20 protein-coding genes and 3 pseudogenes are annotated in these 24,454 nt (G+C 60.4%); 12 read left to right on the top strand and 11 right to left on the bottom strand.

What is annotated here, in order from left to right:
- Positions 1-147 precede the first annotated feature (147 nt).
- The 4 genes from EOS_RS33920 to EOS_RS33935 form a co-directional block, all read right to left on the bottom strand.
- Positions 148-1,269 (bottom strand): substrate-binding periplasmic protein, encoded by a 1,122-nt coding sequence (locus tag EOS_RS33920; RefSeq protein WP_053064123.1) that lies wholly within the window; start codon positions 1,267-1,269, stop codon positions 148-150.
- 359 nt (positions 1,270-1,628) lie between these two features.
- On the bottom strand, positions 1,629-2,621 hold the full coding sequence (gene iolG, locus EOS_RS33925; protein WP_047896593.1) for an inositol 2-dehydrogenase: 993 nt from the start codon (positions 2,619-2,621) through the stop codon (positions 1,629-1,631).
- Between the two features lie 72 nt (positions 2,622-2,693).
- A complete protein-coding gene (locus EOS_RS33930) occupies positions 2,694-3,353 on the bottom strand; it encodes a GntR family transcriptional regulator (protein WP_268760381.1) in 660 nt (219 codons plus the stop codon).
- 323 nt (positions 3,354-3,676) lie between these two features.
- On the bottom strand, positions 3,677-4,084 hold the full coding sequence (locus tag EOS_RS33935; RefSeq protein ID WP_053064124.1) for a GntR family transcriptional regulator: 408 nt from the start codon (positions 4,082-4,084) through the stop codon (positions 3,677-3,679).
- A gap of 208 nt (positions 4,085-4,292) precedes the next feature.
- On the opposite strand from EOS_RS33935, the pseudogene EOS_RS49375 reads away from it, so the two are divergent.
- The 4 genes and pseudogenes from EOS_RS49375 to EOS_RS33950 form a co-directional block, all read left to right on the top strand.
- Positions 4,293-4,649, top strand: a pseudogene (locus EOS_RS49375) (SDR family oxidoreductase); the annotation flags it as partial.
- A gap of 13 nt (positions 4,650-4,662) precedes the next feature.
- Complete coding sequence (locus EOS_RS48830) at positions 4,663-4,905, top strand: SDR family oxidoreductase (protein ID WP_047896595.1); 243 nt, start codon at positions 4,663-4,665, stop codon at positions 4,903-4,905.
- Positions 4,906-4,965: 60 nt separating this feature from the next.
- Positions 4,966-6,021, top strand: coding sequence for a substrate-binding domain-containing protein (locus tag EOS_RS33945; RefSeq protein WP_053064125.1), 1,056 nt, complete (start codon positions 4,966-4,968; stop codon positions 6,019-6,021).
- A 185-nt stretch (positions 6,022-6,206) separates the two neighbouring features.
- Positions 6,207-7,193 (top strand): Gfo/Idh/MocA family protein, encoded by a 987-nt coding sequence (locus EOS_RS33950; protein ID WP_053064126.1) that lies wholly within the window; start codon positions 6,207-6,209, stop codon positions 7,191-7,193.
- A 109-nt stretch (positions 7,194-7,302) separates the two neighbouring features.
- Here the strand turns inward: EOS_RS33950 and EOS_RS33955 are convergent.
- Positions 7,303-7,473: pseudogene (locus EOS_RS33955) on the bottom strand (DDE-type integrase/transposase/recombinase); the annotation flags it as partial.
- Between the two features lie 253 nt (positions 7,474-7,726).
- On the opposite strand from EOS_RS33955, the gene EOS_RS33960 reads away from it, so the two are divergent.
- Both EOS_RS33960 and EOS_RS48415 read left to right on the top strand, forming a co-directional pair.
- Complete coding sequence (locus EOS_RS33960; RefSeq protein WP_047896597.1) at positions 7,727-8,794, top strand: porin; 1,068 nt, start codon at positions 7,727-7,729, stop codon at positions 8,792-8,794.
- 321 nt (positions 8,795-9,115) lie between these two features.
- Positions 9,116-9,342 (top strand): annotated as a pseudogene (locus EOS_RS48415) (MFS transporter); the annotation flags it as partial.
- Between the two features lie 31 nt (positions 9,343-9,373).
- On the opposite strand, the gene EOS_RS33965 reads toward EOS_RS48415, so the two are convergent.
- The 3 genes from EOS_RS33965 to EOS_RS33975 are packed head-to-tail and all read right to left on the bottom strand — an operon-like array spanning position 9,374 to position 13,602.
- On the bottom strand, positions 9,374-10,939 hold the full coding sequence (locus EOS_RS33965; RefSeq protein WP_047896598.1) for an efflux transporter outer membrane subunit: 1,566 nt from the start codon (positions 10,937-10,939) through the stop codon (positions 9,374-9,376).
- A 6-nt stretch (positions 10,940-10,945) separates the two neighbouring features.
- Positions 10,946-11,986: an HlyD family secretion protein gene (locus EOS_RS33970; RefSeq protein WP_047896599.1), complete on the bottom strand. Its 1,041-nt coding sequence runs from the start codon at positions 11,984-11,986 to the stop codon at positions 10,946-10,948.
- Positions 11,987-12,000: 14 nt separating this feature from the next.
- Positions 12,001-13,602, bottom strand: a complete 1,602-nt coding sequence (locus EOS_RS33975; protein WP_047896612.1) for an MFS transporter — start codon at positions 13,600-13,602, stop codon at positions 12,001-12,003.
- 160 nt (positions 13,603-13,762) lie between these two features.
- On the opposite strand from EOS_RS33975, the gene EOS_RS33980 reads away from it, so the two are divergent.
- Positions 13,763-14,527 (top strand): IclR family transcriptional regulator, encoded by a 765-nt coding sequence (locus EOS_RS33980; protein ID WP_235443044.1) that lies wholly within the window; start codon positions 13,763-13,765, stop codon positions 14,525-14,527.
- Between the two features lie 215 nt (positions 14,528-14,742).
- On the opposite strand, the gene EOS_RS33985 is transcribed toward EOS_RS33980, so the two are convergent.
- Both EOS_RS33985 and EOS_RS33990 read right to left on the bottom strand, forming a co-directional pair.
- Complete coding sequence (locus EOS_RS33985; RefSeq protein ID WP_082163620.1) at positions 14,743-16,149, bottom strand: MFS transporter; 1,407 nt, start codon at positions 16,147-16,149, stop codon at positions 14,743-14,745.
- 47 nt (positions 16,150-16,196) lie between these two features.
- On the bottom strand, positions 16,197-17,237 hold the full coding sequence (locus tag EOS_RS33990) for a porin (protein ID WP_047896602.1): 1,041 nt from the start codon (positions 17,235-17,237) through the stop codon (positions 16,197-16,199).
- Positions 17,238-17,428: 191 nt separating this feature from the next.
- Between EOS_RS33990 and EOS_RS33995 the strand changes: the two genes are divergently transcribed.
- The 5 genes from EOS_RS33995 to EOS_RS34015 all read left to right on the top strand — a co-directional run bounded on the left by EOS_RS33995 (position 17,429) and on the right by EOS_RS34015 (position 22,586).
- On the top strand, positions 17,429-18,283 hold the full coding sequence (locus EOS_RS33995) for a fumarylacetoacetate hydrolase family protein (RefSeq protein WP_047896603.1): 855 nt from the start codon (positions 17,429-17,431) through the stop codon (positions 18,281-18,283).
- A gap of 94 nt (positions 18,284-18,377) precedes the next feature.
- Positions 18,378-20,045, top strand: a complete 1,668-nt coding sequence (locus EOS_RS34000) for a bifunctional 3-(3-hydroxy-phenyl)propionate/3-hydroxycinnamic acid hydroxylase (protein WP_053064127.1) — start codon at positions 18,378-18,380, stop codon at positions 20,043-20,045.
- Positions 20,046-20,055: 10 nt separating this feature from the next.
- Positions 20,056-20,898 carry a VOC family protein gene (locus EOS_RS34005; RefSeq protein ID WP_047896604.1) on the top strand — a complete coding sequence of 281 codons (843 nt, stop codon included), beginning with the start codon at positions 20,056-20,058 and terminating at the stop codon, positions 20,896-20,898.
- The gene (locus EOS_RS34010; RefSeq protein WP_200908736.1) at positions 20,883-21,620 is read left to right on the top strand and encodes a class II aldolase/adducin family protein; all 738 of its coding nucleotides are present in this window, start codon (positions 20,883-20,885) and stop codon (positions 21,618-21,620) included. The genes EOS_RS34005 and EOS_RS34010 overlap by 16 nt, the downstream gene beginning before the upstream one ends.
- A gap of 198 nt (positions 21,621-21,818) precedes the next feature.
- Positions 21,819-22,586: an IclR family transcriptional regulator gene (locus EOS_RS34015; protein ID WP_047896606.1), complete on the top strand. Its 768-nt coding sequence runs from the start codon at positions 21,819-21,821 to the stop codon at positions 22,584-22,586.
- A 49-nt stretch (positions 22,587-22,635) separates the two neighbouring features.
- Here the strand turns inward: EOS_RS34015 and EOS_RS34020 are convergent, their stop codons facing one another.
- Positions 22,636-24,000 (bottom strand): MFS transporter, encoded by a 1,365-nt coding sequence (locus EOS_RS34020; RefSeq protein WP_047896607.1) that lies wholly within the window; start codon positions 23,998-24,000, stop codon positions 22,636-22,638.
- Positions 24,001-24,454 lie beyond the last annotated feature (454 nt).

The following is a 24,454-nucleotide window of genomic DNA, read 5'->3' on the forward strand; positions in this document are numbered from 1 at the left end:
TTACCGATAATCTTGACTCGGTGCCAGCCCTTGGACCGCAGGCCGTCCCGTTCTGCCTGGTGGCACGAATAGCGAATCCAACGCACTGGTGCAGTGGCCCGGCATGCGAACGCTGCAAAGCACGATGCTGGCCACCCGAACCGTTGACTACAAGTCATCGGGTTCATCCGCCAATCCCAAGGGAACATCTGTCCCCACGCCCGCTACGCAATGCGATCTGCCATAGCAAGCTGAAGTATGCGAAACCCCGCTGCCTATACCTGCGGTGACCAGGATCGCTGCGATACTCTCTCCAATCCGTATGGAATCGCGGGCGAAGCGTGCTTCATGTTCCGTCTTCTGAGGCCGCCGCTGACACCTGACACGCTGGGCTCGCTTTGGATTCGCGGGTCCCCGCCTGAAGTCGTACCAGAGTTCTGGTCGATCGGAGGGCGTGCCGGGTGTTAGCAATGGGTTTTTCAGCTCGATCACCGTACGCGTTTCCAGGTGCGCTTTACGTAGTCGTTCGCCATAGTATTGCTGGAATAGTTTGTCGAACGACCCGTCAGCAATCGCCTTTTCGAGCCCCTCGCGAATATCCTGCGCGAGCCTCGTGCTCTTGCGATTCACCATGAAGTACGCGTCGTAGACGTAGTGAAGGGCGACGTGGGGCTCCACCACCAGAGTATCTGCATTGTTCGCCTGCTCGTCCCAGATTTCCATGACGCTTCGGGGAAAGTAATCGAAGCGCTTGGCTACGAGCATCTTGAACAGGTCTTCGTCGCTCGAAGCGGCGATCACATTGACGCCGTTAGCCTTGAGGATCTGCGTATCCGGCCAGTCCTGTCCCTGCGCGAGTAGCACACCTTTCAGGTCCCCCAACGTATCGACACCCGCGAACCGGCCTTGGTCGCCTTTGCGGATCAGACCTAGGCGCCATCCCAGCAAGCCCTTGTTGATAGGGATGCGAATTGGCAGCAATCGCGCCTCGCGTTCGGGGGAGCTGGGCATCGGGGCAACGTCGATCATTTGACCGGCTTCTAGCTCTCGCACCTGGCGGTCCTGGGTCATGGGAACATCGGTCACCTGGATCCGATATTCGGAGCCGATTTTTGAAAACGCAAGCCGCAGCAATTGCATCGGGTAGTCGAAGCGGTGATCGCCTTCGAACTCAGGCTTCGGGACGCGAACGACTTCGGTGCCGGTGGCGATCACATGCCACGCAAGCAGTAGACAGACTAGCAGACGAGACAAGATGGGCAGGGCCGTTAAGTTTTCCGGGGTGCACACGTGAAGCTCCTGGCTCGCCCGAAGTTCAGGGCATTTCGATGCAGTGCGACAGCAACGTTACGGGCCTCGCGTGCCCGTAGGCAAGGGAGGCTCACGATATGTCGGCATGCAAGTATGCCCGCCTAGGTTCCGCTCGAACACCAAACTGACCTTGCCCCTGTTATTGAGTTTACCTGCTCAGCAAGGGATTCGTTTCTCGGGGGCAAGCTCAAACATCCACTACCCCTGGCGCTTGGAATGGACGAAGGATCCTTTGCTATCTTGTCAGCCCGCATAGGGTCCCTCGTCCGCCCGAAATGGCTATGCTTGTTCGTTTTACCCCCCGACTTCAGTGCCACGGCCTTGCTCTTAGTACTGCCTTACACCCTGACTGATTTGCGCTCTTGTACAGATTCGAGCGCACACTCAGCCAAATGTAGTGCCTTCAGCCCGTCCTTCACCGAAGTAGGCAAGGGCAAATGCATCCGCAACGCCTCGACGAACGCTGCAAGTTCCGTCTTATAGGCCTCCTCGTATCGTTCCAGGAAGAAGTTCAGCAAAGGTTCGCGCGCGTCGGTGACGTTACGGGTCCAGCGACGAATCGTAGAGGGCCGGAGGTTTTCCTGTAGCAGCATGCCCTTCGAGCCAAAGACCTCCAAGCGCTGGTCGTAACCGTAAACTGCTTCACGGCAGCAATTGATGTGGCATTGCCTGCCTGTAGCCGTGCGCAACTGCACCATGACCGTGTCATAGTCTTGGACATCGGAAAGGGTCGGGTCGACGAGCCGGCTTGCCATTGCCATCACTTCCACGGGTTCCTCGCCGAGAAGCCATCGAGCCATGTCAAGGTCGTGGATCACCATGTCACGAAAAATGCCGCCCGAATGTGATACGTATTCGCGGGAGGGCATGCCTGGGTCGCGACTTGAAATGATCACTTGGCGGACGTCTCCAACTTCGCCTGCGTCAATTGCCTTGCGAAAGGCCTGGGAAGTCGGGTCGAAGCGGCGATTGAACGCAAGCATTACCCGCCCTCCGAGTCGCTCGATTTCGTTCGCTGCCGCCAACGACTTTTCCATATTTAGGTCGATTGGTTTCTCGCATAACACAGCTTTGCCTCGCTCCACCGCCTGCAGCATGAACTGGATATGCGTATCGGTCGGTGTCCCAATGACAACCGCATCGATATCGTCTCGGTCGATGGTAGCGACGCAGTCTGTCGACGCTTCGCAGCCCAGACGCTTAGCGAGAGAACTCGCCGCGCTCTCAAGGGGGTCAGCGACTACCACGAGCCTGGCATTTAGATTCGCCACGATGTTGGCGGCGTGAATCCGCCCAATACGTCCGGCGCCTAGCACTGCGATTCGAATCATAGTCGTCTCCTGAATAGCATTCGCGCGTCGTTCCGTCGTTGCGCCTCGGTTGTAACGGCATCATGTCGCCATTCAGATGCTTTTGTCCTTCGTCAGAGTTAGATTAAGTGCTGCTGCCACGAGCTTCATGGTCCGTCCAAAATGCTCGACGAGCAGCAACGAAGCAAGCTCCACGTCATGCGATAGAACGGCCTGGACGATCGCGTCGTGCTCGTCCGCCACGTTACGGTCGTGGGCGTGGGGTGCCGTGGCAGAGAGATGTCGATAGCGCGCTGTGTGGTCACGCAGCATGGATGCGAAATGCGTGAGCCATTCCGAGCGACAACCCGCTGTCAGTACTTCGTGGAATCGATTGTGTGCCCGTTCCCACTCTGGGTTAAGGCGGTCGCTGTCTTGCGGCTCATAAACTGAGATCCGTTGTAGCTGATGATGCGCGGATAGGAGCTCACCCTCCCACGTCGGGTCACGACGGCGGATCGCCCGCACGATCGCAAGGCGTTCGATCTCCTGCCTGGTTTCAGTTATATCTGCCAGTTCTTCAAGGGAGACATCAGCCACACGGAAGCCTTTTTGGTCGACTGCAAGCACCAAGCCGGTGGCGCACAGGCGAGAGAGCGCCTCTCTCAGTGGAATGGCTCCAGCTTCGTATCGCTCACCCAGTTCCTTGACGCCAAGCCGGCTGCCCGGTACCAAGGCGCCCGTGATGATGTCCCGACGGAGCATATCTTCCAACGTGGACGCCATCGTACGTGGCGATATGAGACCGCTGGGAGTGATCAGTGTAAGCATCTTTTTAATCGCCAAATAATACGTAACGCAAGTTTATATATATTTTTTTGATCATGCTAGTCTCGTGAAGGAGACTCGCGAGACGGAGCGTCTGGCTTTGCACCTATGAAGCGGGAGGCTAATTGGTGCCAAAAGATGCGCGCGAGGTCTGCAGCACGAGATTGGCGGTCTCCTTTAGGCGCTGGGTTATATAGTTCGGCGCAGCCTCAATGTCCCGGTTGAGCACTGCCTCGGCCAGAGTCTTGTGCTCCGACAAGACGTCGCGCCTACCACTGCTCGGCCGCGCACGGAAAGATAGCGATAACGTTCGCTCTGCTGGCATTCAATGTGTGTGGCGCTTCGCTGGTGCGCTCGGGTATGCGAGGAAGGTGATGAAGGGCTGCGACGACACGGCGCTCCCACGCCGAATCACCGTGCTGTATAGCTTCCGCAATAGATAGCTTCTCGACTGCCACTTGAGCTGGCACCAGATCGAGCAGCGCTTTTTCCGATATCGGGCTGACCCGATATCCCCGCGCCGGCTCCGAGATAACCCAAGACTCCGCTTCTAGCATCGCCAACGCTTCCCGGCCCCCCGGACTGACCTGATGCTCCTCGGCGCCGACGGCAATGTTGACCTTCGTGCCCGGTGCCGCCAAGCCTTCGATGATATTGCGCTGCAGCCTCTCGAACACGAACCGCGTCTGTCTGAATGCCTTTTGACCATCTGCTATCTCAAGTTTTTCCTAATGACAGGTAAACCCTAGTGGACACCCGGCAACTCAGAAACATATAGTTATTGAAATAATATATTTTACGTCAATTTAGCGACAAAGAACAATGGCGGACGTGGGCGACGTGGAATATTGCATGGACGATGGTGCGTCCTTTGCCGGAGACGACATGACGAAAGCAAAAATCGAACTGATTGCCTCTCACTGGACCCTTGCCGGCAACGTATGTCCGGGAGGACCCACAGAGGTAAGCCCTCATCCGTTAAAAGATCGCACCGCGCCGTGTGGAATCAATGTCGTCGTAGAGTTCATTCCTTTTTCAAGCTTCAACACCGTCGATCTCGCGATCGAGCTGGTAAAAGATAGTAGACCTAATAGTGTCGTGACAATCTATATCCGGCATGTTGGCCGAGCCAAGCAGTACGGTACAACGAAGAGCGTCGTGCTTCAGATGGTACGCGCGGGGCGCCTTGACTTTGGGCGTAAGCAGATTCGAGTTAATGCCGTCTCGCCTGGTCCGATGGCTACCGAGATGTTCTATGTCGCATATGCGGGCGGCGCCCGATCCCGCTGCTTTCCTGAAGCGCAGGGAAGACCGGCAACCCTTGGGAGAAGTACCCAAGCCCGAGCAGGTTGCGAATGCCTTCATCTGTTACCTCTCCGCCGAGAGAGAAGGGATTACCGGTACGAACCTCCCGGTAGATGGCGGACTTACTTCTGGTTTTGAGTTTCGCAATCTGAATATGCTTGGCGCCGACACGCACCATGGTGGCAAGGGTTAGTTACGCGCTGAATTGAGTTACCCGGAAGTAGATATCAAAACCAAAAATGGAGACACTGCAATGTTCAATCGACGCCTATGCATGTTTATCGCCGCGGGTACTCTCGTGAGCTCCCACGCAATGGCTGAAGACGCCAAGACGATCGCGCTTCTTCTACCCAATACGGCCGCCGTCCGCTTCGACAAGATTGACGGACCGCAATTCGCAAAAGAAGTGAAGTCTCTTTGTCCGACCTGCAAGGTCATTATTTCGAACGCGCAAGGAGATGCAAGCCGCCAACAATCTCAAGCGGAAGCTGCTCTGGCGCAGGGGGCTGCCGTACTTGTCATCGATCCTTTCGACGGCGGGGCTATGCGCAATGTTGTTGTGACGGCCAAGTCAAAAAATATCCCGGTCATTAACTACGACTCACTAATTAGCGACGCCCCAATTTCCTACTTTGTCTCGTTTGACTCAAACCAGGTGGGCCAACAGATCGCCCAGAGCCTGGTCGATCGGATGAAGCAGCTCGGTACCTCGGACAAATGCGTGGTGGCGATTCGCGGCGATGCGTCTGACAAGAACCAGGGGGCGTTTTGGGGTGGATCGCTTCCCGTGTTCCAAAAGGCGGGGACCAAACTTTGTTATGACGTTTCGACTCCTGGCTGGTCTTCCTCAACGGCCCAGACGTCGATGGACCAGGCCATAACCAAGATTGGCGTGGCAAACATCGGTGGCGTCTATGCCATGGCAGATGAACTGTCTGCAGGAGTCGTTGCATCGTTTGTCAATGCGGGCGCGAAGAGTTTCCCCCCGATTACCGGGCAGAACGGGGATCTGGCTGCTCTGCAGCAAATTCTTGCAAGGCGGATGTATATGACCGTCTGGAAGAACAGTATCACGTTGGCTCAGCTCGCGGGCCAGATGGCAGTCTCGATTGTACAAGGCAAGACCCCGGCCACCGCGACTACGATCGACAGTGGTGGGGAACGAATTCCGGCCAACCTGGTGAAGACCGTCGTGATTACACGGGACAACATCAAAGATACCGTGGTCAAGGCCAAATATGTTGATGTTGCCGCACTGTGCAAGGGCGACTACGCCAACGACTGCAAGTCTCTCGGAATCACTCCCTAGCGTCAGATTCCTAAGTTTTGGAGCACGTTCTGTATGTGTGGGTCCCTCTTACATGATCTATGCCTTGGCCCGTGCGTCCGAGGTCGTGCGTTCTTCATAGCCCACGCGTTACCACGTTTTCGCGCAGGCGGGGCGCGCCGACTTCCATTGCGTGACTCACCTTTGATACTACACGGAGAAATGTTATGAAAGCCTTGATTGTTGGCAGCGGCGAGATGGCCGTCATAAGACTTAAAGGTCTGCGCGAAGCAGGCATAGAGACGACCGTGGTTAGTCGTTCGCCCGACTTTGCGAAGCGACTTGAATCACCTGGCTTGGTCGAGGTGCGCCCGATTCAGGAAATAGACAACGTCGACGCAAACCTTGTCTTTGTTTGTAGTGCAACGGCTGATCACGAGCGAGATCTTGATGTCGTAGTCGACCGCGGCGTGCCGCTCCTCTGTGAGAAGCCGATTGCAGCAAGCGTGATGGCAGCATCAGCGTTGGCGAGACGGGCAAACGCCGCAGGCACCCCGTTTTATGTCGCCTTCATGAGACGCTTCGATGCCGGTTTTCGGCAGTTGCATCAGTACGTCGCTGACGGGAAGGCGGGTACGCTCTACCATTTGCGGGGTGCACACTATGACCGTCATGCGAAAGGTCGAGACTTCATCGCGAGCAGCGGGGGACACTTCCGAGACCTGCTGGTCCATGATATCGACATCGCGCTTTGGTTGACCCGACAGCGAGTGAAGGAATGTTCCGGTTGGGGTTCTGTTCGGATTAGCAAGGACTACGCTGACTTCGAGGATTGCGATGTAGCGTCGATTATGCTCACTTTCGAAGACGGACTAACTGCATCGATTCAATCGACTCGGGCTCAACCTTTGGGACACGATGTCAGGTTCGAGGTAGTGGGAAGTGAAGGTGCGTTTTGTACGGGCATTGATGATCGAACGCCGCTTTTGGATTGCGAGCCCCGCGACCCAGGCCTCAATGTGAATCCACCCCCCCACTTCAGCGTGCGGTTCGCCGACGCCTTCACTACCGAAACACGAGAGTTCATCGATTTTGCCACCGGCAAACGTACGTCGTTTGGTGGGTGTACCGCAGACGAAGCCATTTCGGCACTTGAAGTAGCCGAGGCTTGCGATCGTTCATGGCGGACGAAACGTCCCGTCGCGCTTTTCTAGCCTGCGTGCCGATGTTGTTTCGATGTTACGTCTTATCTCTAGATGCTCGGATGGGTGTGCGTCAGCGACCGGTCTCCACATAGAAGCTTTTTTAAACCAAGTAGTCCAATACCTGGTTCGAGCGCAGCACACGCAGGAAGAAACGGTTGGCCGCAGCTTTATCGCGTCGCCTTTGTAGCAAGATGTCGAGGTCGGCGGCATGCTCGTCGACCGCACGCCACAGCAGGAACGGTTCGCCACGCAGTGTGACGAACATCTCGTCCAGATGCCATGTGCTCCCAGTTGCACTCGCAGCACCCGCGCTGTTTGCCTCTGCGAGCAGCGTCTTACCCAATGCAGGTTTTCACCAGCCAACGCATTTGTAGGTCGTTGGCGCGAGCGATGAATTTGTCGTGCTTGCCGTTGACGCGGCGGTGCTGACAAGTAACTCGCTTCAGGCGCACTTCGGATGGAAGAGCTGGCAAGTCGATTGCACCAGTCCAGTAGAAGGCTGGTTTTTGAGGTTTGGAGACTTTTAAGTTTAGGAGAACGAAATGAAGAATAGCATCGTGTGCGCAACACTCTTGACGGTGGGTATATGTAATGCGAACGCTCAGAGCAGTGTCACTCTGTATGGGCGCGTAGCTTCGGGGTTTGATGTCGTTACGAATGTAGCGACGTCAAACGGACAGTCGGCGACTAACTATCGCTTCGGCAGCAACCAGTACGGCATCAGTTGGTGGGGCCTGACTGGCGTGGAAGACCTAGGGGGAGGGCTGCAGGCGGAATTCAAACTCGAAAGCATGTTCACCGCTGGAACGGGTCAGTTGCCGGGACAAAGCTTGTTCAATCGATACGCCTACGTCGGGCTAGATAAGGACGGTTGGGGAGGTTTGTGGGTGGGTCAGGTAATGAGTCTGACTGACGAGACTGGAGGTTCCCTTGACCCATTTGGAGAGCAGGCGACGGGTATCGCCAACTTTGCCAAGGGTCGTGCATGGGGTTCGCGTTCCAATACCTTGACCTATAACTCACCAAAATGGGCTGGCTTCTCTTTCCGCTTACAGAATGGTTTCGGGAACCAGGCCGGCGATTTCCGCGCAAATCGTCAGGCTAGCGCGAGTGCTGCTTACTCTATTGCTGGCTTCAACGCGTTCGGCGTCTATGAAGAAATTCGCGATGCCAACGGTAAGTTCTCAAGTCTCTATAGCGCGTCGCGCGAATACATGATTGGTGGCACGTACCAATTCAGCGCGCTCAAGTTCTACACGGGCTATCAACTGCTGGTCTCATCCGGAACGGATACAGTCGCTGACGCGACCAACCCGACTGGCGCGACGCGGAACCAGCAGGAATGGTTGGGGGCAACATATCAGGTCAACCCTGCTCTTGCTTTCCAGGCTGCGTGGTACCACGGCAACGTCAACCACGGTGGCGGCAGCGGCAATCTGGGTGTCATCGGCACGACGTACAGCCTGTCCAAGCGCACGCTCCTGTATGCGACGCTCGGCGCGATGTTCAACGGTGGTAACGCTTCGTTTCCTGTTGAAACAACCGATTCGTTGCCGTTGCCGGGGCACAATCAGCAAGGTGCCTACTTCGGCATGATGCACTATTTCTGAGTCCTGGCATTTCTTCGCTCTGACCCGCGAGCCCACAATAGCTGGGTTTCGCGGGCGGCTGCAGCCTGGTGGCTGACGCACCGTGACATCGCGGTAGGTAGAAGCAATAGATATACATATGCGAAGTCGCGGGTTTTTAAATAAATTGCGAACGACGCGCATGCCATGGTGCGATTGCTTCCCCGATGCTGCGTCGGCGAGCGCTTCGATGTGTCTTTCAGCTTTGCTGGCCTATAGAAATTAGCTGCGCTGCGGAGTTCACCCATGACAACGCCGAGTTCGGTCCACGCTGTTCCGTTACCGTAGGACCAACCCTCTGTCTCTGCGGCGGATGACCGCTTCTACAGAAAGGTAACGCTGCGAATCATTCCGTTTTTGTTCGTCTGCTACGTCATCGCTATCCTTGACCGAAACAACATCGGATTTGCGCAGTTGCCGATGAAGCATGACCTTTCGTTGACGGACGCGATGTACAGTCTGTGCGCGGTCTTCTTTTTTGCGGGTATGTCCTGTTTGAAGTCCCCAGCAACATCCTGTTGCATCGGTGGCTGACGCCGCATGACGCAACAGCGTAATTCGTCAGCGTGCCGCGAGCGGGGTTTCGCCCGCGCTTTCCCAGCCGCCGCCAAGCGCCTTATACAGACGTATCGCGTTCAGCGATACGTTCGTGTCGCTGCGTATCCAATCGAGCTTTGCCGCGAGCGTTGTTCGCTGCGTCGCGAGTATGTCGAGTTGGGTGCCGGCGCCGGTCTGGTAGCGCGACGTCGCAAGCTGCCAGGCATGGTCGCTTTGCGCAACGTTCGCCGCGAGGCTCGTGCGCCGCTGCTGCTCCGTCGAGAGTGCGGAGAGCGTGTCGTCGATCTCGTTCCAGGCGCCAAGTACCGTGCGCTGATACGCGAGCGCGGCTTCCTGCTGCTGCGCTTCGCGCAGATTCAGCTGGGCGCGCAGTCGTCCACCTTCGAAGATCGGCAGGCTGAGCGTGGGGCCGACCGCGAACTGGCGCGCGGCCCAGGTGCCGACCGACGCGAACGACATCGACTGCATCCCGAAGCTGCCCGACAGCGTGACGCTCGGATAGAAGTCCGCTTTCGCCACGCCGATGCTGGCCGTCGCCGCGTGCAGCAGCGCATCCGCGCGGCGGATGTCGGGGCGTCTCCGCGCGAGCCCGGACGGGACTTCGACCGGAATGGCAGCCGGTACCGGCGGCACCGGCTGCGCGGTTGCAAGTTCCTGCGCGAGTGTGCCGGGCGGCTGGGCGAGCAGCAGGCTGAGCGCGTCGATCAGATGCGCGTTCTGCTGGAGTAGTGGCGGCAGCGCGGCTTCGAGCGACGACACAAGTGCCTGTGCGTTGATCACGTCCAGGTCGGTCGCAGCGCCATCCGCGCGACGGCGCTGCGTCAGTTCGAGCGAACGGTGCGCGAGGTCGAGCATCTGCGTGGCGGTATTGAGCGACGCCTGGCTGGCGCGCAGCTGCACGTAGTCGGCCGCGGTTTCGGCGACGACGGCGAGAATCGTCTCGTGGCGCGTTTCGTCGCTCGCCTGCGCGAGGGCATCAGCCGCCTCGATCTGCCGGCGCGTGCGACCCCACAGGTCGAGCTCCCACGATGCGTCGAAGCCGTACTGGTACAGGTTGAACGGTTCGCTCACGTCGTTGCCTTGCACGCCGGAGTTGCCGTAGCCGGTGCCATTCGCCATCTGCGAAGCGGGCGGGTTCGACACGCCGAGCAGGCTCATCAGGCCGCTCGAGCTTGCACCGGTACGCTGGTAGTTCGCGTTGGCACCGACGGACGGCAGCGCCTCTGCACCGACGATCCGGCGCGCAGCGCGGCTTTGCTGGAGCCGGCTGGCGGCGACCTGGATGTCGAGGTTGCCCGTGACGGCGCGCTGTTCCAGCGCGTCGAGCTCGGGGTCGTTGAACTGCTTCCACCATTGCGGATCGGCGGCCTGTCCAGCCGGCAGCGCGACTGGATGGCTGGCGTTGCCTGGCTGGTCGTGCGTGTCCCACGCTTGGGGAAGCTGCGGCTCGGGCTTCACGTAATCGGGGCCGACAGCACACGCGCCGAGCAGCGCGGTGACCGCGACGGCTGTGGCGACTGCGAGCGCGGGCGTGTATCGGCGCCGCAGGGCTGGGTGATGGTCTTGCATGGTGCGTTACTCCTTCGCGTCCGCTCGCGTGTCGATACGCGGAATCACCGACATGCCGACGCGCAGCCGGTCCATCTGGGGCTGGCCGGCGTCGAGAACGATCTTGACGGGCAGCCGCTGGACGACCTTGGTGAAGTTGCCGGTGGCGTTGTCCGGCGCGATCGGCGCGAAGGTCAGGCCGGTTGCCGGCGCGACGCTGTCCACGTGGCCGCGGAACGTGGCGCCGGGCAGTCCGTCGACGGTGACGCTTGCCGGTTGCCTGGCGCGTACGTGCGCGAGCTGCGTTTCGCGGTAGTTCGCGACCACATAGATCTGCTTCAGCGGCACGACCGCAAGCAACATCGTGCCGGCTTCGACATATGCGCCGACGCGTACCGAGCGCTGGCCGACGACGCCGTTAACGGGCGCGACGATCTTCGTGTACGACAGGTTCAGTTGCGCCTGGTCGAGCGCGTGCTGGGCGCGTTCAACGTTGGCGGCGGCTTCGGTGCGCTGGGCGCCGAGTACGGTCAGCTGCTTCCTGCCGGTATCGAGCGCGGCGGCGTCGCGTTCGCGCAGCGCCGTTTGCTGGAGCAGCGTCGAGTCGTTGCGCTGCTGTTCCTCGACGGTGCCGGTGCCGTCGATCGCGAGCCGACGATACCGCGCCGCGTTCTGCTGCGCGAACGACACCGACGCCTGGTCGGCTGTCACGGTTGCCGCGGCCTGGCGAATCACGTCCTGCTGGCGCTGCAGTTGCGCGTCGAGCGTGGCCTGGCGGGCCCGCGCGGCAGCGAGATCCGCGGTGGCGCCTTGCAGCGCGGTCTGATAGTCGCGGTCGTCGATCGTTGCCAGCAGGTCACCAGCCTTCACGGTCTGGTTGTCTTCGACGAGCACCTTGGCGATCTGGCCGCGCACGCGAGGCGCGACGAGCGTGTAGTCGGCCGAGAGCGTCGCGTCATCGGTCGACTGTTCGCTGGTCGTGGACGGCTGCGCGAAATGAAACACGGCAAGGCCGATGAGGACGATGGCGGCCAGCGCCACCGCTGCACGAAGTATTGGATTTTTCATGAAGTTGTCCAGTTTTAACGGGAGGACTGACGTGGCAACGCGCCCGGGGGCCAAGCCCGCACAGGCAGGACCAGCATCACGACGATCAGCGCCACTGCAACGCCGGCGAGGAACAGGTACAGGTCGGCGATGCTCATCGTCAGCACCTGGCCGTGAATCTGTGCGCTGAACGCGGCGAGCGAGTTTGAATCGCCGGCGGGGAGGACGCCCGAAAACGGCGCGGCATGATTGCCGATGCTGGCCGGCGCCTGATGAAGTAGTACGGTGCGGTTGCCAACGTTGTCGAGCAGCATGGCCGAGTGAAATCGGTCGCGATGCGTGATGAGCGATTCAACGATGGCCGAACCGACGACCGTGGCGAGCCCGCGCACTGTGTTGAACATCGCCGAGGCAAACGGTCCCTCCGGCGGCAGCACGGTTCCGGTTGCGCCCATCAGGATCGGCAGCACGGCGAGCGGCTGCCCAAGCGCTTGCAAGGCCTGGATCGGATAAAAGCTGTTGGCTGACCATGCGGACGTGAGCAGCGAACCGGCGACGCAGGACGCGGCGAGCAGCGCAAGCCCCGAGCCGAGGACGAAGCGGCTGTCGAGCCGGGCGATGTTGCATAGCGTTGCGGCGGCCGGCGCGGCGATGAGCTGCGGAATCGCAATGCACAATGCGAGCGGCCCGATCTGCAATGGGCGCAGGTCCCGCACTTCGGAGAGGAATTGCGCAGGCAGCGCCGATCCCGCCATAAACAAGATCAGCAGGCCGGATAGCGTGATGAGGCCGTGCGAGAAATTGCGTCGCCCGAGAATCTGCAGCTTGAAGAGCGGCAGCGGGTGATGCCATTCGTTAAACCCGAACAGCGCCAGCGCCACGGCACTCGACGCGAGCAGCGCGCAGATCAGAGGGGAGTGGAACCAGTCGAGCCGTTCGCCCTGCGTCAGCGCGACGACCAGCATCGCGACGCCGCCGCAACCCGTCGCGACGCCGACCCAGTTGAACTGCCGGAAGCGCTCGAACCGCAGCGGATCCTGCGGTAGCCCATACGCGATCATCGCGGCGGCGGCCGCGCACAGCGGAATGATTTGCCAGTACACGTAGCGCCAGCCGACCAGATCGGTCCACAGCCCGGCGAGCGGCATCGCGAGGTTCGGCCCGAAGGTGGCCGTCAGCGCGTATGCGCTCAGCCCGTAGAGCTTCACCGGCGGCGGCAGGAAGCGCAGCGCGACGGTCATCAGCAGCGGCGGCAGCATGCCGCCGAGCAGCCCCTGCACGATACGCATTGCGATCAGCGCCGGATAGGCATGCACGAGCGGAAACACGCAGCCTGCGAGCGCGAACAGCAACACGACGGCGATTGCGAAACGCCGGATCGAGAGTGTGACGGCGAACCACGCGGACAGCATCATCGCCGAAACCTCGGCTGCCTCGTACGCGCTTTCGAGCCAGGTGCCGGCATCGTGATCGATGCCGAGCACGCCACGTACGTCGACGAGCGCGATGTCGGTCACGCGGTCGTTCAACCCGGACGTGAGCGCGGCGATCAGCACGCCGACGAGGCCGAGCGCGAGCCGGGCGGAGAGCGGCTGCGCAGCAGGAGGCGGTGGCGCAGCCGGTGATTGGGGAGTCATGGTCATCCTGGGTATGTTCATATTGAACCGTTACGTGGTTCACCAATCCGCATTGCGATACATGTGCTTAAGCGAACGAATTCTACAATGTGATTCGGTGTATTGCATAGTGGTTCTTGCGTAGTATCATTGCGTCAAATTTCTAACGATGGAGGCAGCAGTGACGGATGAGGATCTGGCGGGGGAACGCGGGCAGGGCATTCAGGTCATCGCGCGTGCGGCGCGCGTGCTTGACGTGCTCGGTGGACGCCCGGATGGCATGAGTCTCGGCGAGATCGCGAAGGAGGTCGATCTACCCCGTTCGACGGTTCAGCGCATCGTGAAGGCGCTGGCTGACGAGGAACTCGTGCGCACCGGGCGTGCCGATGGTGTGCGGCTCGGGCCGGCGTTCCTGCGGCTGGTCGGCAAGCTGCACACTGATGTGGTGGCGGTCGCGGCGCCGCACCTGCAGTTGCTGAGCGACGATATTGGTGAAACGGTCACACTCGGGCGGATCAGCGGCCGCGAGCTGGCGTTCATTCACGTGGTCGTGGCGGAACAGGAACTGCGAGTGGTGCCGCGCGTCGGGGCGAACCTGCCGCTTGCGACCACCGCGGGCGGGCGGGCGCTGCTAGCGCTCGGTACGGACGGGGAGGCGTCGATCCTGCTTCAGCTGCCAGATGCCAGGGTGACGGACGGTAACGAACTGCCGAAGGAACTGAAGCGTGTCAGGCGCATCGGGTATGCGGTCGACGACAACGAAACGACTCCCGGCGTTGTGTCCCTGGCTGTTGGCATCGACACCATTCTCGGGCGCTTTGCGGTATCGGTTCCGGCTCCGGCGGTACGTGTCGCGGCAGCCAGCCGATCGCGGATTGTGGAGCGGCTGCTGGCGTGCCGGGATGTCTTGCTGGGTGAGATAGGACGGAATCGCCCCGATGAGTGAAATGAGATGGAGATGAGGGATACGAACGTGGCCTTTGCTCTCGCACCAGAGCGAGCCGTGGGAGTGCAAACCTGGAGCCACACACTACCGCGTCTCGCTGGACCTTAATGGGTCAAGGTTGCCAGCTCGCCTGTGCAACTGGTGCATGTGAGTTGCAACGACTATCTCTGGCACAGCGGTGCCCAGTACAGCCTGCTGCCGCGGCGCACGCGGCCTTATTTTTGTCTCGCATCCTGCGTCTGGACAATCCGCCGGAACAGCACCCCGCTCAACAGGGCAAGCGCGGCGATGGCTCCTGGCACCATGCCGGCGAGAAAAATCTGCCGGGCATTCCAGTGCTGCGCGAGCATCAGGGTGCCGGCAACCGGCCCAATGATCGATCCGATACGGCCGACGCTCAACGCGCACCCGACTCCCGTTGCCCTGATGGCGACAGGATAGATCTCGGCCGCAAGCGAATTCAGACCTGCCTGCGCGCCCTGCACGGCACAGCCGGCACCCAGCGTGCAGGCAAGGATGAAGGTGGTGTCGAGGGGCAGGAGCGCGAGCGCCGCGACGAATACGATGTAGATGACGAACTCGGTGCAGAGTACGGGCGTCACGCCAAACCGGTTCATCAACTTGCCCTGGGCCATTGACCCAATGATTCCGCCGACACTGAATGCCGTAATGGCTTCGATACCGATCGAAACGTCCTGCCCGTTCAGGACAAGGACAGCCGGCAGCCAGCTGATCGAGAAATACAGGACCATCAGGTTGAGAAAGTAGGGGATCCACAGCAGGATCGTGGCGGGCGCACGGCCGTCAGTGAACAGTTGCCTGATTGTCGCGCTACCCTGGCTACGCACCGTGTCGGCGACGACTACGGTGCCGGCATCCAGGTCCGGTGCGATCCGCCGCATGATCGCATTGACCCGTCGCCCCGCGTCGCCTCGTTGGATCAGGTAACGGACCGATTCGGGCATCCACATCGCCAATGCCGCGGCGACGGCCAGCGGCAGTGCGCCGCCCACGAAGAACAACGCTTGCCACCCGAAGCGGGGTAGCAGGATGGCACTGGCCATTCCGCCCAGCACAGCGCCTGCCGGCATGCCGCAAAAGAGCAGTGTGACGGAGATTCTCGCGAGGCGGCGAGGCGAAAACTCGGAGGCGATCGCGACAATGTTCGGCATGGCGCCGCCAAGCCCGACGCCGGTCAGGAAGCGGATGACCATCAGCTGCGGCAACGTCGTTGCGTATGCCGTCAGGAGTGCGCAGGCCCCGAACGAAATGGTGGCCGCGATCAGGACTCTTTTGCGGCCGTAGCGGTCGGCAAGCGTGCCGCACAGGATGGCGCCGACCATCAGGCCGACCAGTCCCGCCGTGAACACGGGCCCGAACCGGTATAGCGGAATGTGCAGGTCGGCCGAGATCGCGGGTGCCAGAAACCCGATGGTCTGTGTATCGAATCCATCAAGGACCGCGACCAGCATGCACAGGGCGACGATCAGGCGCTGCAGGGCTGACATCGGGCGGGCGTCAATGACGTCACCCACGTGTACTTCACGTCTGGGCTGGATCGTGGGTATGGATCCTGACCGGGGTGCCGGGCCGGAGTCCGACGCGATGTGAGTGGTGTGCATGAAATCTCCTGATGCGGTTATGGGTCCTGCCATGCTGTGAGACGGACCTAGAACATGTGACGAATGCCTAGCTGGAACCCGGTCTCGTTGCCCCCGGGAACGGGCACGTTACGGGTGATCGGCCCGGCACCACCGAGTGAAAACACGCCGCCCTTGGTGTTGCTGACGTACGCGACCGAGCTGAACAGCGTCGTGCGTTTCGACAGGGACCAGGTCGCGATGGCGCTGGCTTGCCATGCCTGCGGGACGCCCGCGCCGCTCTCGTCGATCCAGCCCCCGCCGGCGCCGATCACCAGTGCGGGCGAGATGCGCCAGTCGCCGGAGAGCGAGTAGATGCTGGTGTAGATCCCGCGGACGTTGGCCGCCGGATTGGCGCCGGGGTTGTCGCCCCGGTACCACGACAGATAGAGGCGGCCGTGGCCGTAGTCGTAGTCCGCGACTGCAAAGGTCGATTTGACCGAGAAAGATGCGTCCTGGCTCTTCTGCTCCGCGTAGTTGAGCCCGAAATACCAGGGGCCGCGCGCATAGTCGACCATCGCGACATAAACGTTGTTGCCGGTGTGCGGCGAAGCCTGCCCGCCCAGCGAGACCAGGCCCTGAAACTTCAGCCCGTACGCGCTGGGAGAGATGTAACTGATCGAGTTGTCGTAGCGGATGCCGAGATTCGACGAGTTGTTGATGATCGAGCCGTAGGTCGCTCCGGCGAAGGCGTCGAGCTGCGCCAGCATGATGTACTGCGGTGAATTTTGTCGTCCCGCGCGAACCTCGCCGAAAGGACCGGAGAGGCCCACCCAGGCCTGTCTGCTGAATGCGCGCGTGGGGTCGGCGGCGGAGCCTTGCGACATTGAGAAACCATTCTCGAGTACCGCGTTCACGTGGTAGCCCGCGCCAATATCTTCGACGATCCGCATGCCCAAGCGGCTTTGCTGGTACCCGGCGCTGTCGATGCTGATGACTGTCCCCTTTCCGGTGGCATGGGTGATACCGATGTACGAATCGACGATGCCGTACAACGTGACTGAACTTTGTGCGTATGCCGCTGTGGTGCCAAGGCATAGCGTGCCCGCAGCCAGCAGTGCTGCTTTCATCTGTGTGTCTCCTTCATGTTCTTGTCGGTCTCGGACCGGTGCATGGCTGTCCACGTCACGGATCGCATCGTGCTGGATAGTTGATATTCTGGTAATTCTCGTAAACACGTAATTATCGAAATAAGATAAAAATGTTGACTTGATGTGTGGTTTCGCTATGATCGAAAGCACTAATTCCAGAGGAACGTGAAATGAAGCTGGTGAGTTTTGAATATCGGGGTGCCACGTCGTTTGGCGTGGTGGACGGTGATTACCTAGTGGATCTGACGCCCATCGCAGGCGAAGTTGGCGGGTCGTTGAAGGCCGCGCTGGCAAACGGCAGTCTGCCGGCCATCGGGAAATGGGTCGCGGGCGCGACTGAACGTATTGCGCTGGGCGACGTGACGCTGCTGCCTGTTGTGCCTGACCCGGAGAAGATCCTGTGCGTCGGCATCAACTACCTGTCGCATGTGAAGGAGACCGGTCGGGAGATTCCCGTTCACCCGATGATTTTTACGCGCTGGGCCGATTCGCAGACCGCGCATGGTGGCCCGATCGTGCGCCCCATCGCGTCCGAAAAGCTCGACTTCGAAGGTGAGCTGGCAGTCGTGATCGGCAAGACGGCGCGTCATGTGCGCCGCGAAGACGCCGCCGGCTACATCGCGGGATATTCCTGCTACAACGACGGCAGCGTGCGCGACTGGCAAAAGCACACGATCCAGTTCATTCCCGGCAAGAATTTCCCGTCAACCGGTGGCTTCGGCCCGTGGCTGGTGACGGCCGACGAGGTGGGCGATTCGTCGAAGCTGACGTTGACCACGCGTCTGAACGGCACGGTGGTTCAGGAGGCGAAGACCGACGACCTGATCTTCGACGTCGGGCATCTAATCGAATATTGCTCGACGTTTACTGAACTGCATCCCGGCGATGTGATCATCACCGGCACGACCGGTGGCGTCGGCGCGTTCCGCACGCCGCCCCTGTGGATGAAGGCAGGCGATGTAGTCGAGGTGGAAATCTCGCGTATCGGGACGTTGCGCAACGTCGTGGTCGACGAGACCCGGTAAGAGCGAAAAGACAGCAGGCACCCGTCACCAGGCGGGTGGTTTGTAGCATGAATTTAGTCATGCTACAGATAGTCGATGTTGATGGAGGCAGAAGTTGAACATTATTCATACCGACGTGCTCGTCGTCGGCGGTGGGCCAACGGGATTGACGCTTTCGAACGTGCTCGGGAGTGCCGGCGCGCGGTTCGCACTCGTGGATCGCAAGCCTTCAACCATTGCGGAGCCGCGTGCCGTTTCAATTGACGATGAATCGTTGCGGACCATGCAGGCTGTCGGACTTGCTGAAGCCGTGATGAAGGACGTCGTGCTTGGTTACGGCGTTCACTACTTTACGCGTCACGGTGGACATTGTTTCGGCAGGGTGATTCCAAGCGCCAGCGAATATGGCTTCCCGCGTCGCAATGCCTTCCGGCAGCCGCTATTTGAAGCGACGGTGCGTGAAGGCCTGAGCCGGTTCGAATCGGGCCAGGTGTTATTTGGTCACACGCTCGAGTCGTTTGCCCAGGGCGAAGAGGGCGTTGTCGCACAGGTGAGCTCCAACAGTGGCGAACGCCTGGAGATCCATGCCAAATATCTGGTTGCCTGTGACGGCGGCCGCAGCCCGGTGCGGGAAATGCTCGGCATCGGGATGGTCGGCTCGACGTTCAAGTCGCGTTGGCTCGTGATCGATACGGAGGACGACGACGATACGTTCTCGCAGATGCGGGTTTACTGCGATGCGAAGCGGGCCGTGGTCGACGTGCCGGGTCCGCACCACACGCGACGGTTCGAGATTCTGGTTCATCCGCATGAATCCGCCGACGCGATCATGGAGCCGGCAACGATCCGGCAACTGCTCATGCCGTTCCGCGGTGACCGGGAGACGAACATCATTCGCAAGGTGGTATATACGTTCCACGCGCGGGTTGCTGAACGCTGGCAGGAAGGGCGGGTATTTCTGGCCGGCGACGCTGCTCACTTGACTCCGCCGTATGCGGGGCAGGGCATGAACAGCGGCATCCGGGACGCGTTCAATCTCGGTTGGAAGCTCGCCTCAGTGCTGGATGGGAGGTTGCCGGCGAGTGTGCTCGATACCTACGAGATGGAGCGTCGCGAACATGCCTGGTCATTGATCCGGCTTGCGCTCAATCTTGGCATCGTCATGGCGCCGTCTTCGCGTCTGAGCGCATTTCTCTGGCAGTCGTTCTTCAGGTTCGCCGGCTACATCCCGCCTCTGCGCGACTACTTCCTGCAGATGAAATTCAAGCCGAAGCCGCGGTTTCGCGAGGGCCTGCTGGGCCCGGATGATGGACTCGGCAAGCGCAGTTTCCAGGGGCGCATGTTGCCGCAACCTATGGTTCGGATTGCAGACGGGACGGCGAGTCTGCTCGACGACCTGACAGGTCAGGGGTTCGCACTCGTCCAGTATGGTCCGGCGACTGGCAGCCGGCTTGCCGACCTGGGTCATCCGCTCTGGAACAACCTGCGTTGCACCCGGGTGCACGTGCTGCCGGCTGGATCGACCATTCCTGCCGGTCGAAGCAAAGGCTCGTGGCAGTTCGTCGTCGACATCAATGACGCGTTCAGAACCCTGTTTGCCGATCAGGAGGGACGTATCCTGCTGCTGCGCCCTGATCGTTATGTCGCCGGTGCATTCAGGGCAGATGAGCAATCGCAGTTTGCGACGGCCTATGCTGCCCGGCTCGGCATTCATCATTTTGGCGAGCGTGCCTCGGGAACTGTGAAGGGAACCGAAGCTGCCGCCGCATCGTCTCATGCCTGAGAGGGATTTCATGGCTACTACGCTTCAGCAGGCAACGCCTGCAGGGCTGCATCACCTGCATATCGTGTCGGACGAGCCGCAGCGGCTCGCCGCCTTTTATCGTGCGCAGCTCGGTCTCGCGGATGTCGTGTCGGGGGACGACCGGATCGTGTTGACGGGACCGGACCGGGCAGTGGAAATCAGTGATTCCCGAAGCGGTCGCTTACCCGGTTCCTGCTACGTGGTCGATTCTGCGCAACATCTCGAGTTGCTGCGTCAACGGCTGGGCGCGCGTGACGTCGAGTGCGCGCCGGCGGACAGTGTGCTGTACCAGTCGGGCGCGTTCACGATCCGCGATCCGCAGGGCCGGTGCGTGTCGTTCGGCGTGGCAGCTGGTTTGCCGCAGCGGGAAGGGTTGCCGGGCCGCCTCCAGCACACCGTGTTTCAGACAACGGAGCTGGAACGCGTGGTGGCGTTCTACACAGATGTCGTTGGTTTTGCGATCTCAGACGAGGTGGTCGACGACAACGGCAAGGCTATGGTGGTCTTCCTGCGTTCGGACGACGAGCACCATTCGCTGGCTTTCTTCCAGGGCAGCCAGAACGTCTGGGATCACCACTGCTACGAGACGAACGAATGGAACGACATACGTGACTGGGGCGACCGGTTCGCGGAAGCTGAGGTGCCGATCTTCTTTGGGCCGGGGCGACATGGGCCGGGTAACAACCTGTTCTTCATGGTCACGGACCCGGACGGTAACCGGCTCGAATTCTCGGCGGAACTGGCCCATGTCGGCGCTCACGACATGCCTGGTGTCTGGCCTCATGGCGAGCGGACGCTGAATTCCTGGGGGCGCGCGTGGATTCGGACCTAGAGCGAGCCATTGACGATCTCGTCGTCGCCAATCACATCCTGTTCGACGAACACGTCGTCGATGCGTTTGGGCATGTAAGTGTGAGGCACCCGGACAGGCCGGACCATTTCCTTCTGTCGCGCTCGATGGCGCCGTCACGCGTGCGTGCCGGGGACATCATCGAGCACGACGAAAATGGCGCGCCGGTCGATGCCAACGGAAGAGGCGTCTATCTGGAGCGTTTCATTCATGCCGAAATCTATCGGGCGCGGCCTGACGTTGCATCGGTAGTGCATAGCCACTCGGCCTCGGTCATCCCGTTCGGCATTTCTCGCGTCGAGTTGCAGCCGGTATTCCATATGGCATCGTTCCTGCACGGGGCGACCCGTTTTGAGATCCGTGAGGGTTTTGGCGATGCGACTGACCTGCTGATCCGTGATTCGGAGAAGGGCCGGTATCTGGCCCGTGCGCTCGGGGGAGCCTGTGTGTCTCTGCTTCGCGGCCACGGTTCGGTAGTCGTTGGGCGTACCCTGCGCGAGGCGGTGTATCGCGCGGTGTACACCGAGGTTAATGCCCGCATCCAGACCCAGGCAATCACACTTGGTACCGATGTCGAGTATCTGAGTCCGGCAGAATCAGAGGCGGCCACAGGCGCGAATGCGACCCAGGTTGGCCGTTGCTGGGATCTATGGGCGGAGCAGGCCGCCGCGCGGCGCAAGGCGGATGCGGGCCTGCCGCATTGACTGCGGGATTTCCCGGCAAGGCAAAGAGCGCCGTTGCTTCTGATGTGGCATCAATTAAAGAGGCTCGACCGAATAAAAAGAGTCGCCGGGTCTGGGCGCCCCCAATTTCTAATCAATATCGGGCGCAGTGTTAACATGGATGGGGGAAATTCTCTCAAAATGAGAGAATTTCCCTCAACCTGTTACTGAATTTCTTCCATGGCCGCATCTGATCGCTCACTTTCTGTTCTAAAACTGTTCACGGTTGAGCATCCCGAATGGACCGCCGAGCAGGTTTCCACTGTGCTGGACGTCGGAATCGCCACAGCTTACCGCTATCTGTCCGCACTCGACGAAGCCGGGCTGATCGCAACGACTCGTCCTGGCCGCTATGGGCTGGGGCCTACGATTACCCAGCTCGACCGTCAACTGCAACTGACTGACCCACTGCTGATTGCCGCGCGTCCCGTCATGAGCGACCTGTCCACCTATGCGCCGGCCGGATCGGTCGTGCTGCTGTGCCGCGCCGTTGGCGACAATGTGCTGTGCATTCACCGGGTAAACGCGCCGGGCAGCCCTCCAGAGATCAGTTACGAGCGCGGCCGGCCGATGCCGCTCCTTTATGGCGCGACGTCGAAAATGCTGCTTGCTTACCTGCCGCCGCGGCGGGTCAAGGCACTTTTCGAGAAGCACACGAAAGCAATCGCGAAAGCGGGCCTGGGCAAGACGCTACCCGCGTTCCGGTCGATGCTGTCGGAATGGCGCAGGGCTGGCAGCCTCGTGACGCGTGGCGAGGTCGACGCCGGCCTCGCGGGTATCGCAGCCGCCATCCTGTCGGCGGACAGAGTGGGCGTTGGCAGTATCAGCTATGTCGTTTCCGGAAAGACCGATGAGAAAACAACCACCCGTCTAGCCGCACTGGTTTCGATTGGCGCACGGGAGATCGAGACGGCGTTGAGCGCCGAAGCAGAGGAGGCCCGCCCGTGAGCGGGGGTGGTTAGCTTTTGTCTCGTTCCCGTTGTCCTGGCCAGGATTTTCAACGGGTGGTTCCCCCCTCCATGGCCTCTGCTTTGGCAACCGGTGCAGCAAGTTTTCCGACATAAATTCCCATTGCTCCAATCGCAGTGGCTGCGAGCGCTGCGGGGGCTGCAAGACTGGTGAAGATCAACTGGAAATCCCAGCCAGCCGTGAGCAGGATGCCACCGGTCGATGCGCCCACGATACCGCCGAGCCGGCCGATGCCGAGCATCCAGCTCACACCTGTGGCGCGGCACGGCGTTTCGTAGAACTGGGATGCGAGGACTGAGAGTGCAGCCTGTGCGCCCATCGCGAACCCAGCGCCGAATACCAGAGCCTTCAGCAGGATAAGCCCGTCCTGATGCGAACCGATGGGAACAATGAAGGCGACGGCGGTGCCGTACGATACGGCGAGCACCAGGTAGCGGTTGGTCCTGTCCATCAGCCAGCCGAGAAACACTGCGCCGAAGGTCCCGCCAAACATGAACATCGCGGTTACCAGCGCCGCAGATTGGATCGGAATACCCGCATCCCCCATGAGCGTGGGAAGCCAGCCCGTCAACAGGTAGACGACTACCTGACCAAAGAAGTTCGTCATCCATAACAGTAGCGTGCCCGCTGCATATTGCGGCGCGAACAGCGCGCGAATTGAAGCGCGACCGTTCTGGGTTCCTTCGGGAACGCAGAACGTTACGCCATCGAGTTTCGCAAGCGGTGCGATTTTCCGCAGGATTGCCGCTATCCGGGCTGCGGGCGCACGGTGGACCACGAGAAAGCGTGCCGACTCCGGCAGCAGAACGATCAGCACCATGCCAAGCACGGTCGGCAGGATGCCACCGACAAGCAGCACACTGCGCCATCCGAACGTGGGAATCAGTAGCGACGAAAGAAAGCCGGCGGAAGCGGAACCCAGCGTAAATCCACACAGCATCAGCGTACCGAATAGCGAGCGGCGCGACATGGGGCTGTACTCGGTCATCAGCGTGCTGGTGTTGGGCATTGCCGCACCAAGTCCCAGCCCGGCCACAAAACGCAGCGCCACCATCTCCGAAAGCGAGCCCGCCTGAGCTGCAAAGAGGCTGCTCAGGCCGAACGTCAGCACCGACGTGACAATCACGGACTTACGTCCATACCGGTCGGCCATCGGGCCCGCGGTCAATGCGCCAATCGCGAGGCCGAACAGGGCTGCGCTCATGACCGGCGCGAGCGCCGCTTTCGAGACGTTCCAGTGAGCGGCAAGGGCCGGTGCAATGAAACCCACCGATGCGGTGTTCAGCCCGTCGACGGCGACTACCAGGAAGCACAGAAGAAGGATCCGCCACTGCAGCCCCGAGAACCGGTGCTGGTTAATGAACGCCTGAACATCGAGGGTGGCGGGTTGCATGGTGTCTCCAATGATTGATTGGTACGTGTTCCTGAGCCCGGCGCGGCGCGATGCGCTGACCAGGGTGACAGGGGGTGTTCAATTTTTAATGGTTGTTAATTTTTATCTAAATAAGATAAAAACGTAACTATGGTTATCACGTATATATCATTATGAGCGATCATGTAGGCTCTCAACGAGCCGCCATGCGTCGCGAGCCAGGCCCGTTCACGGTACACCGGAGCGGGTTTTGCAGCAGACGTGATGGTGTGGACAGGCAGCCAGGGATGGCCTTATTAGCAAGGAACGGAGCAGGCGATGAAGTTAGGCGAGGACAACAAGCGGCTGATGTTGATCGACGGAGAACTGACGGCGGCACAGTCAGGAGAGTGGCTTCCGTCCGTGAACCCCGCAACTGAAGAAGTCATCGGTTATACGCCGGCAGGCGGCGCGGCGGACGTCGATGCAGCTGCCA

It is taken from the genome of Caballeronia mineralivorans PML1(12), assembly GCF_001028175.1.
In the GTDB taxonomy this organism is placed as follows: Bacteria; Pseudomonadota; Gammaproteobacteria; order Burkholderiales; family Burkholderiaceae; genus Caballeronia; species Caballeronia mineralivorans.

Excerpts from the sequence above, each read along its gene's own strand:
- EOS_RS33985 (WP_082163620.1), bottom strand. The coding sequence starts at position 16,149 with ATGCACACCACTCACATCGCGTCGGACTCCGGCCCGGCACCCCGGTCA.
- EOS_RS34005 (WP_047896604.1), top strand. The coding sequence starts at position 20,056 with ATGGCTACTACGCTTCAGCAGGCAACGCCTGCAGGGCTGCATCACCTG.
- EOS_RS33990 (WP_047896602.1), bottom strand. The coding sequence starts at position 17,237 with ATGAAAGCAGCACTGCTGGCTGCGGGCACGCTATGCCTTGGCACCACA.
- EOS_RS34015 (WP_047896606.1), top strand. The coding sequence starts at position 21,819 with ATGGCCGCATCTGATCGCTCACTTTCTGTTCTAAAACTGTTCACGGTT.
- EOS_RS48830 (WP_047896595.1), top strand. The coding sequence starts at position 4,663 with ATGTCGCATATGCGGGCGGCGCCCGATCCCGCTGCTTTCCTGAAGCGC.
- EOS_RS33960 (WP_047896597.1), top strand. The coding sequence starts at position 7,727 with ATGAAGAATAGCATCGTGTGCGCAACACTCTTGACGGTGGGTATATGT.
- EOS_RS33965 (WP_047896598.1), bottom strand. The coding sequence starts at position 10,939 with ATGCAAGACCATCACCCAGCCCTGCGGCGCCGATACACGCCCGCGCTC.
- EOS_RS33945 (WP_053064125.1), top strand. The coding sequence starts at position 4,966 with ATGTTCAATCGACGCCTATGCATGTTTATCGCCGCGGGTACTCTCGTG.
- iolG (WP_047896593.1), bottom strand. The coding sequence starts at position 2,621 with ATGATTCGAATCGCAGTGCTAGGCGCCGGACGTATTGGGCGGATTCAC.
- EOS_RS33950 (WP_053064126.1), top strand. The coding sequence starts at position 6,207 with ATGAAAGCCTTGATTGTTGGCAGCGGCGAGATGGCCGTCATAAGACTT.
- EOS_RS34020 (WP_047896607.1), bottom strand. The coding sequence starts at position 24,000 with ATGCAACCCGCCACCCTCGATGTTCAGGCGTTCATTAACCAGCACCGG.
- EOS_RS33995 (WP_047896603.1), top strand. The coding sequence starts at position 17,429 with ATGAAGCTGGTGAGTTTTGAATATCGGGGTGCCACGTCGTTTGGCGTG.
- EOS_RS33975 (WP_047896612.1), bottom strand. The coding sequence starts at position 13,602 with ATGACTCCCCAATCACCGGCTGCGCCACCGCCTCCTGCTGCGCAGCCG.
- EOS_RS33970 (WP_047896599.1), bottom strand. The coding sequence starts at position 11,986 with ATGAAAAATCCAATACTTCGTGCAGCGGTGGCGCTGGCCGCCATCGTC.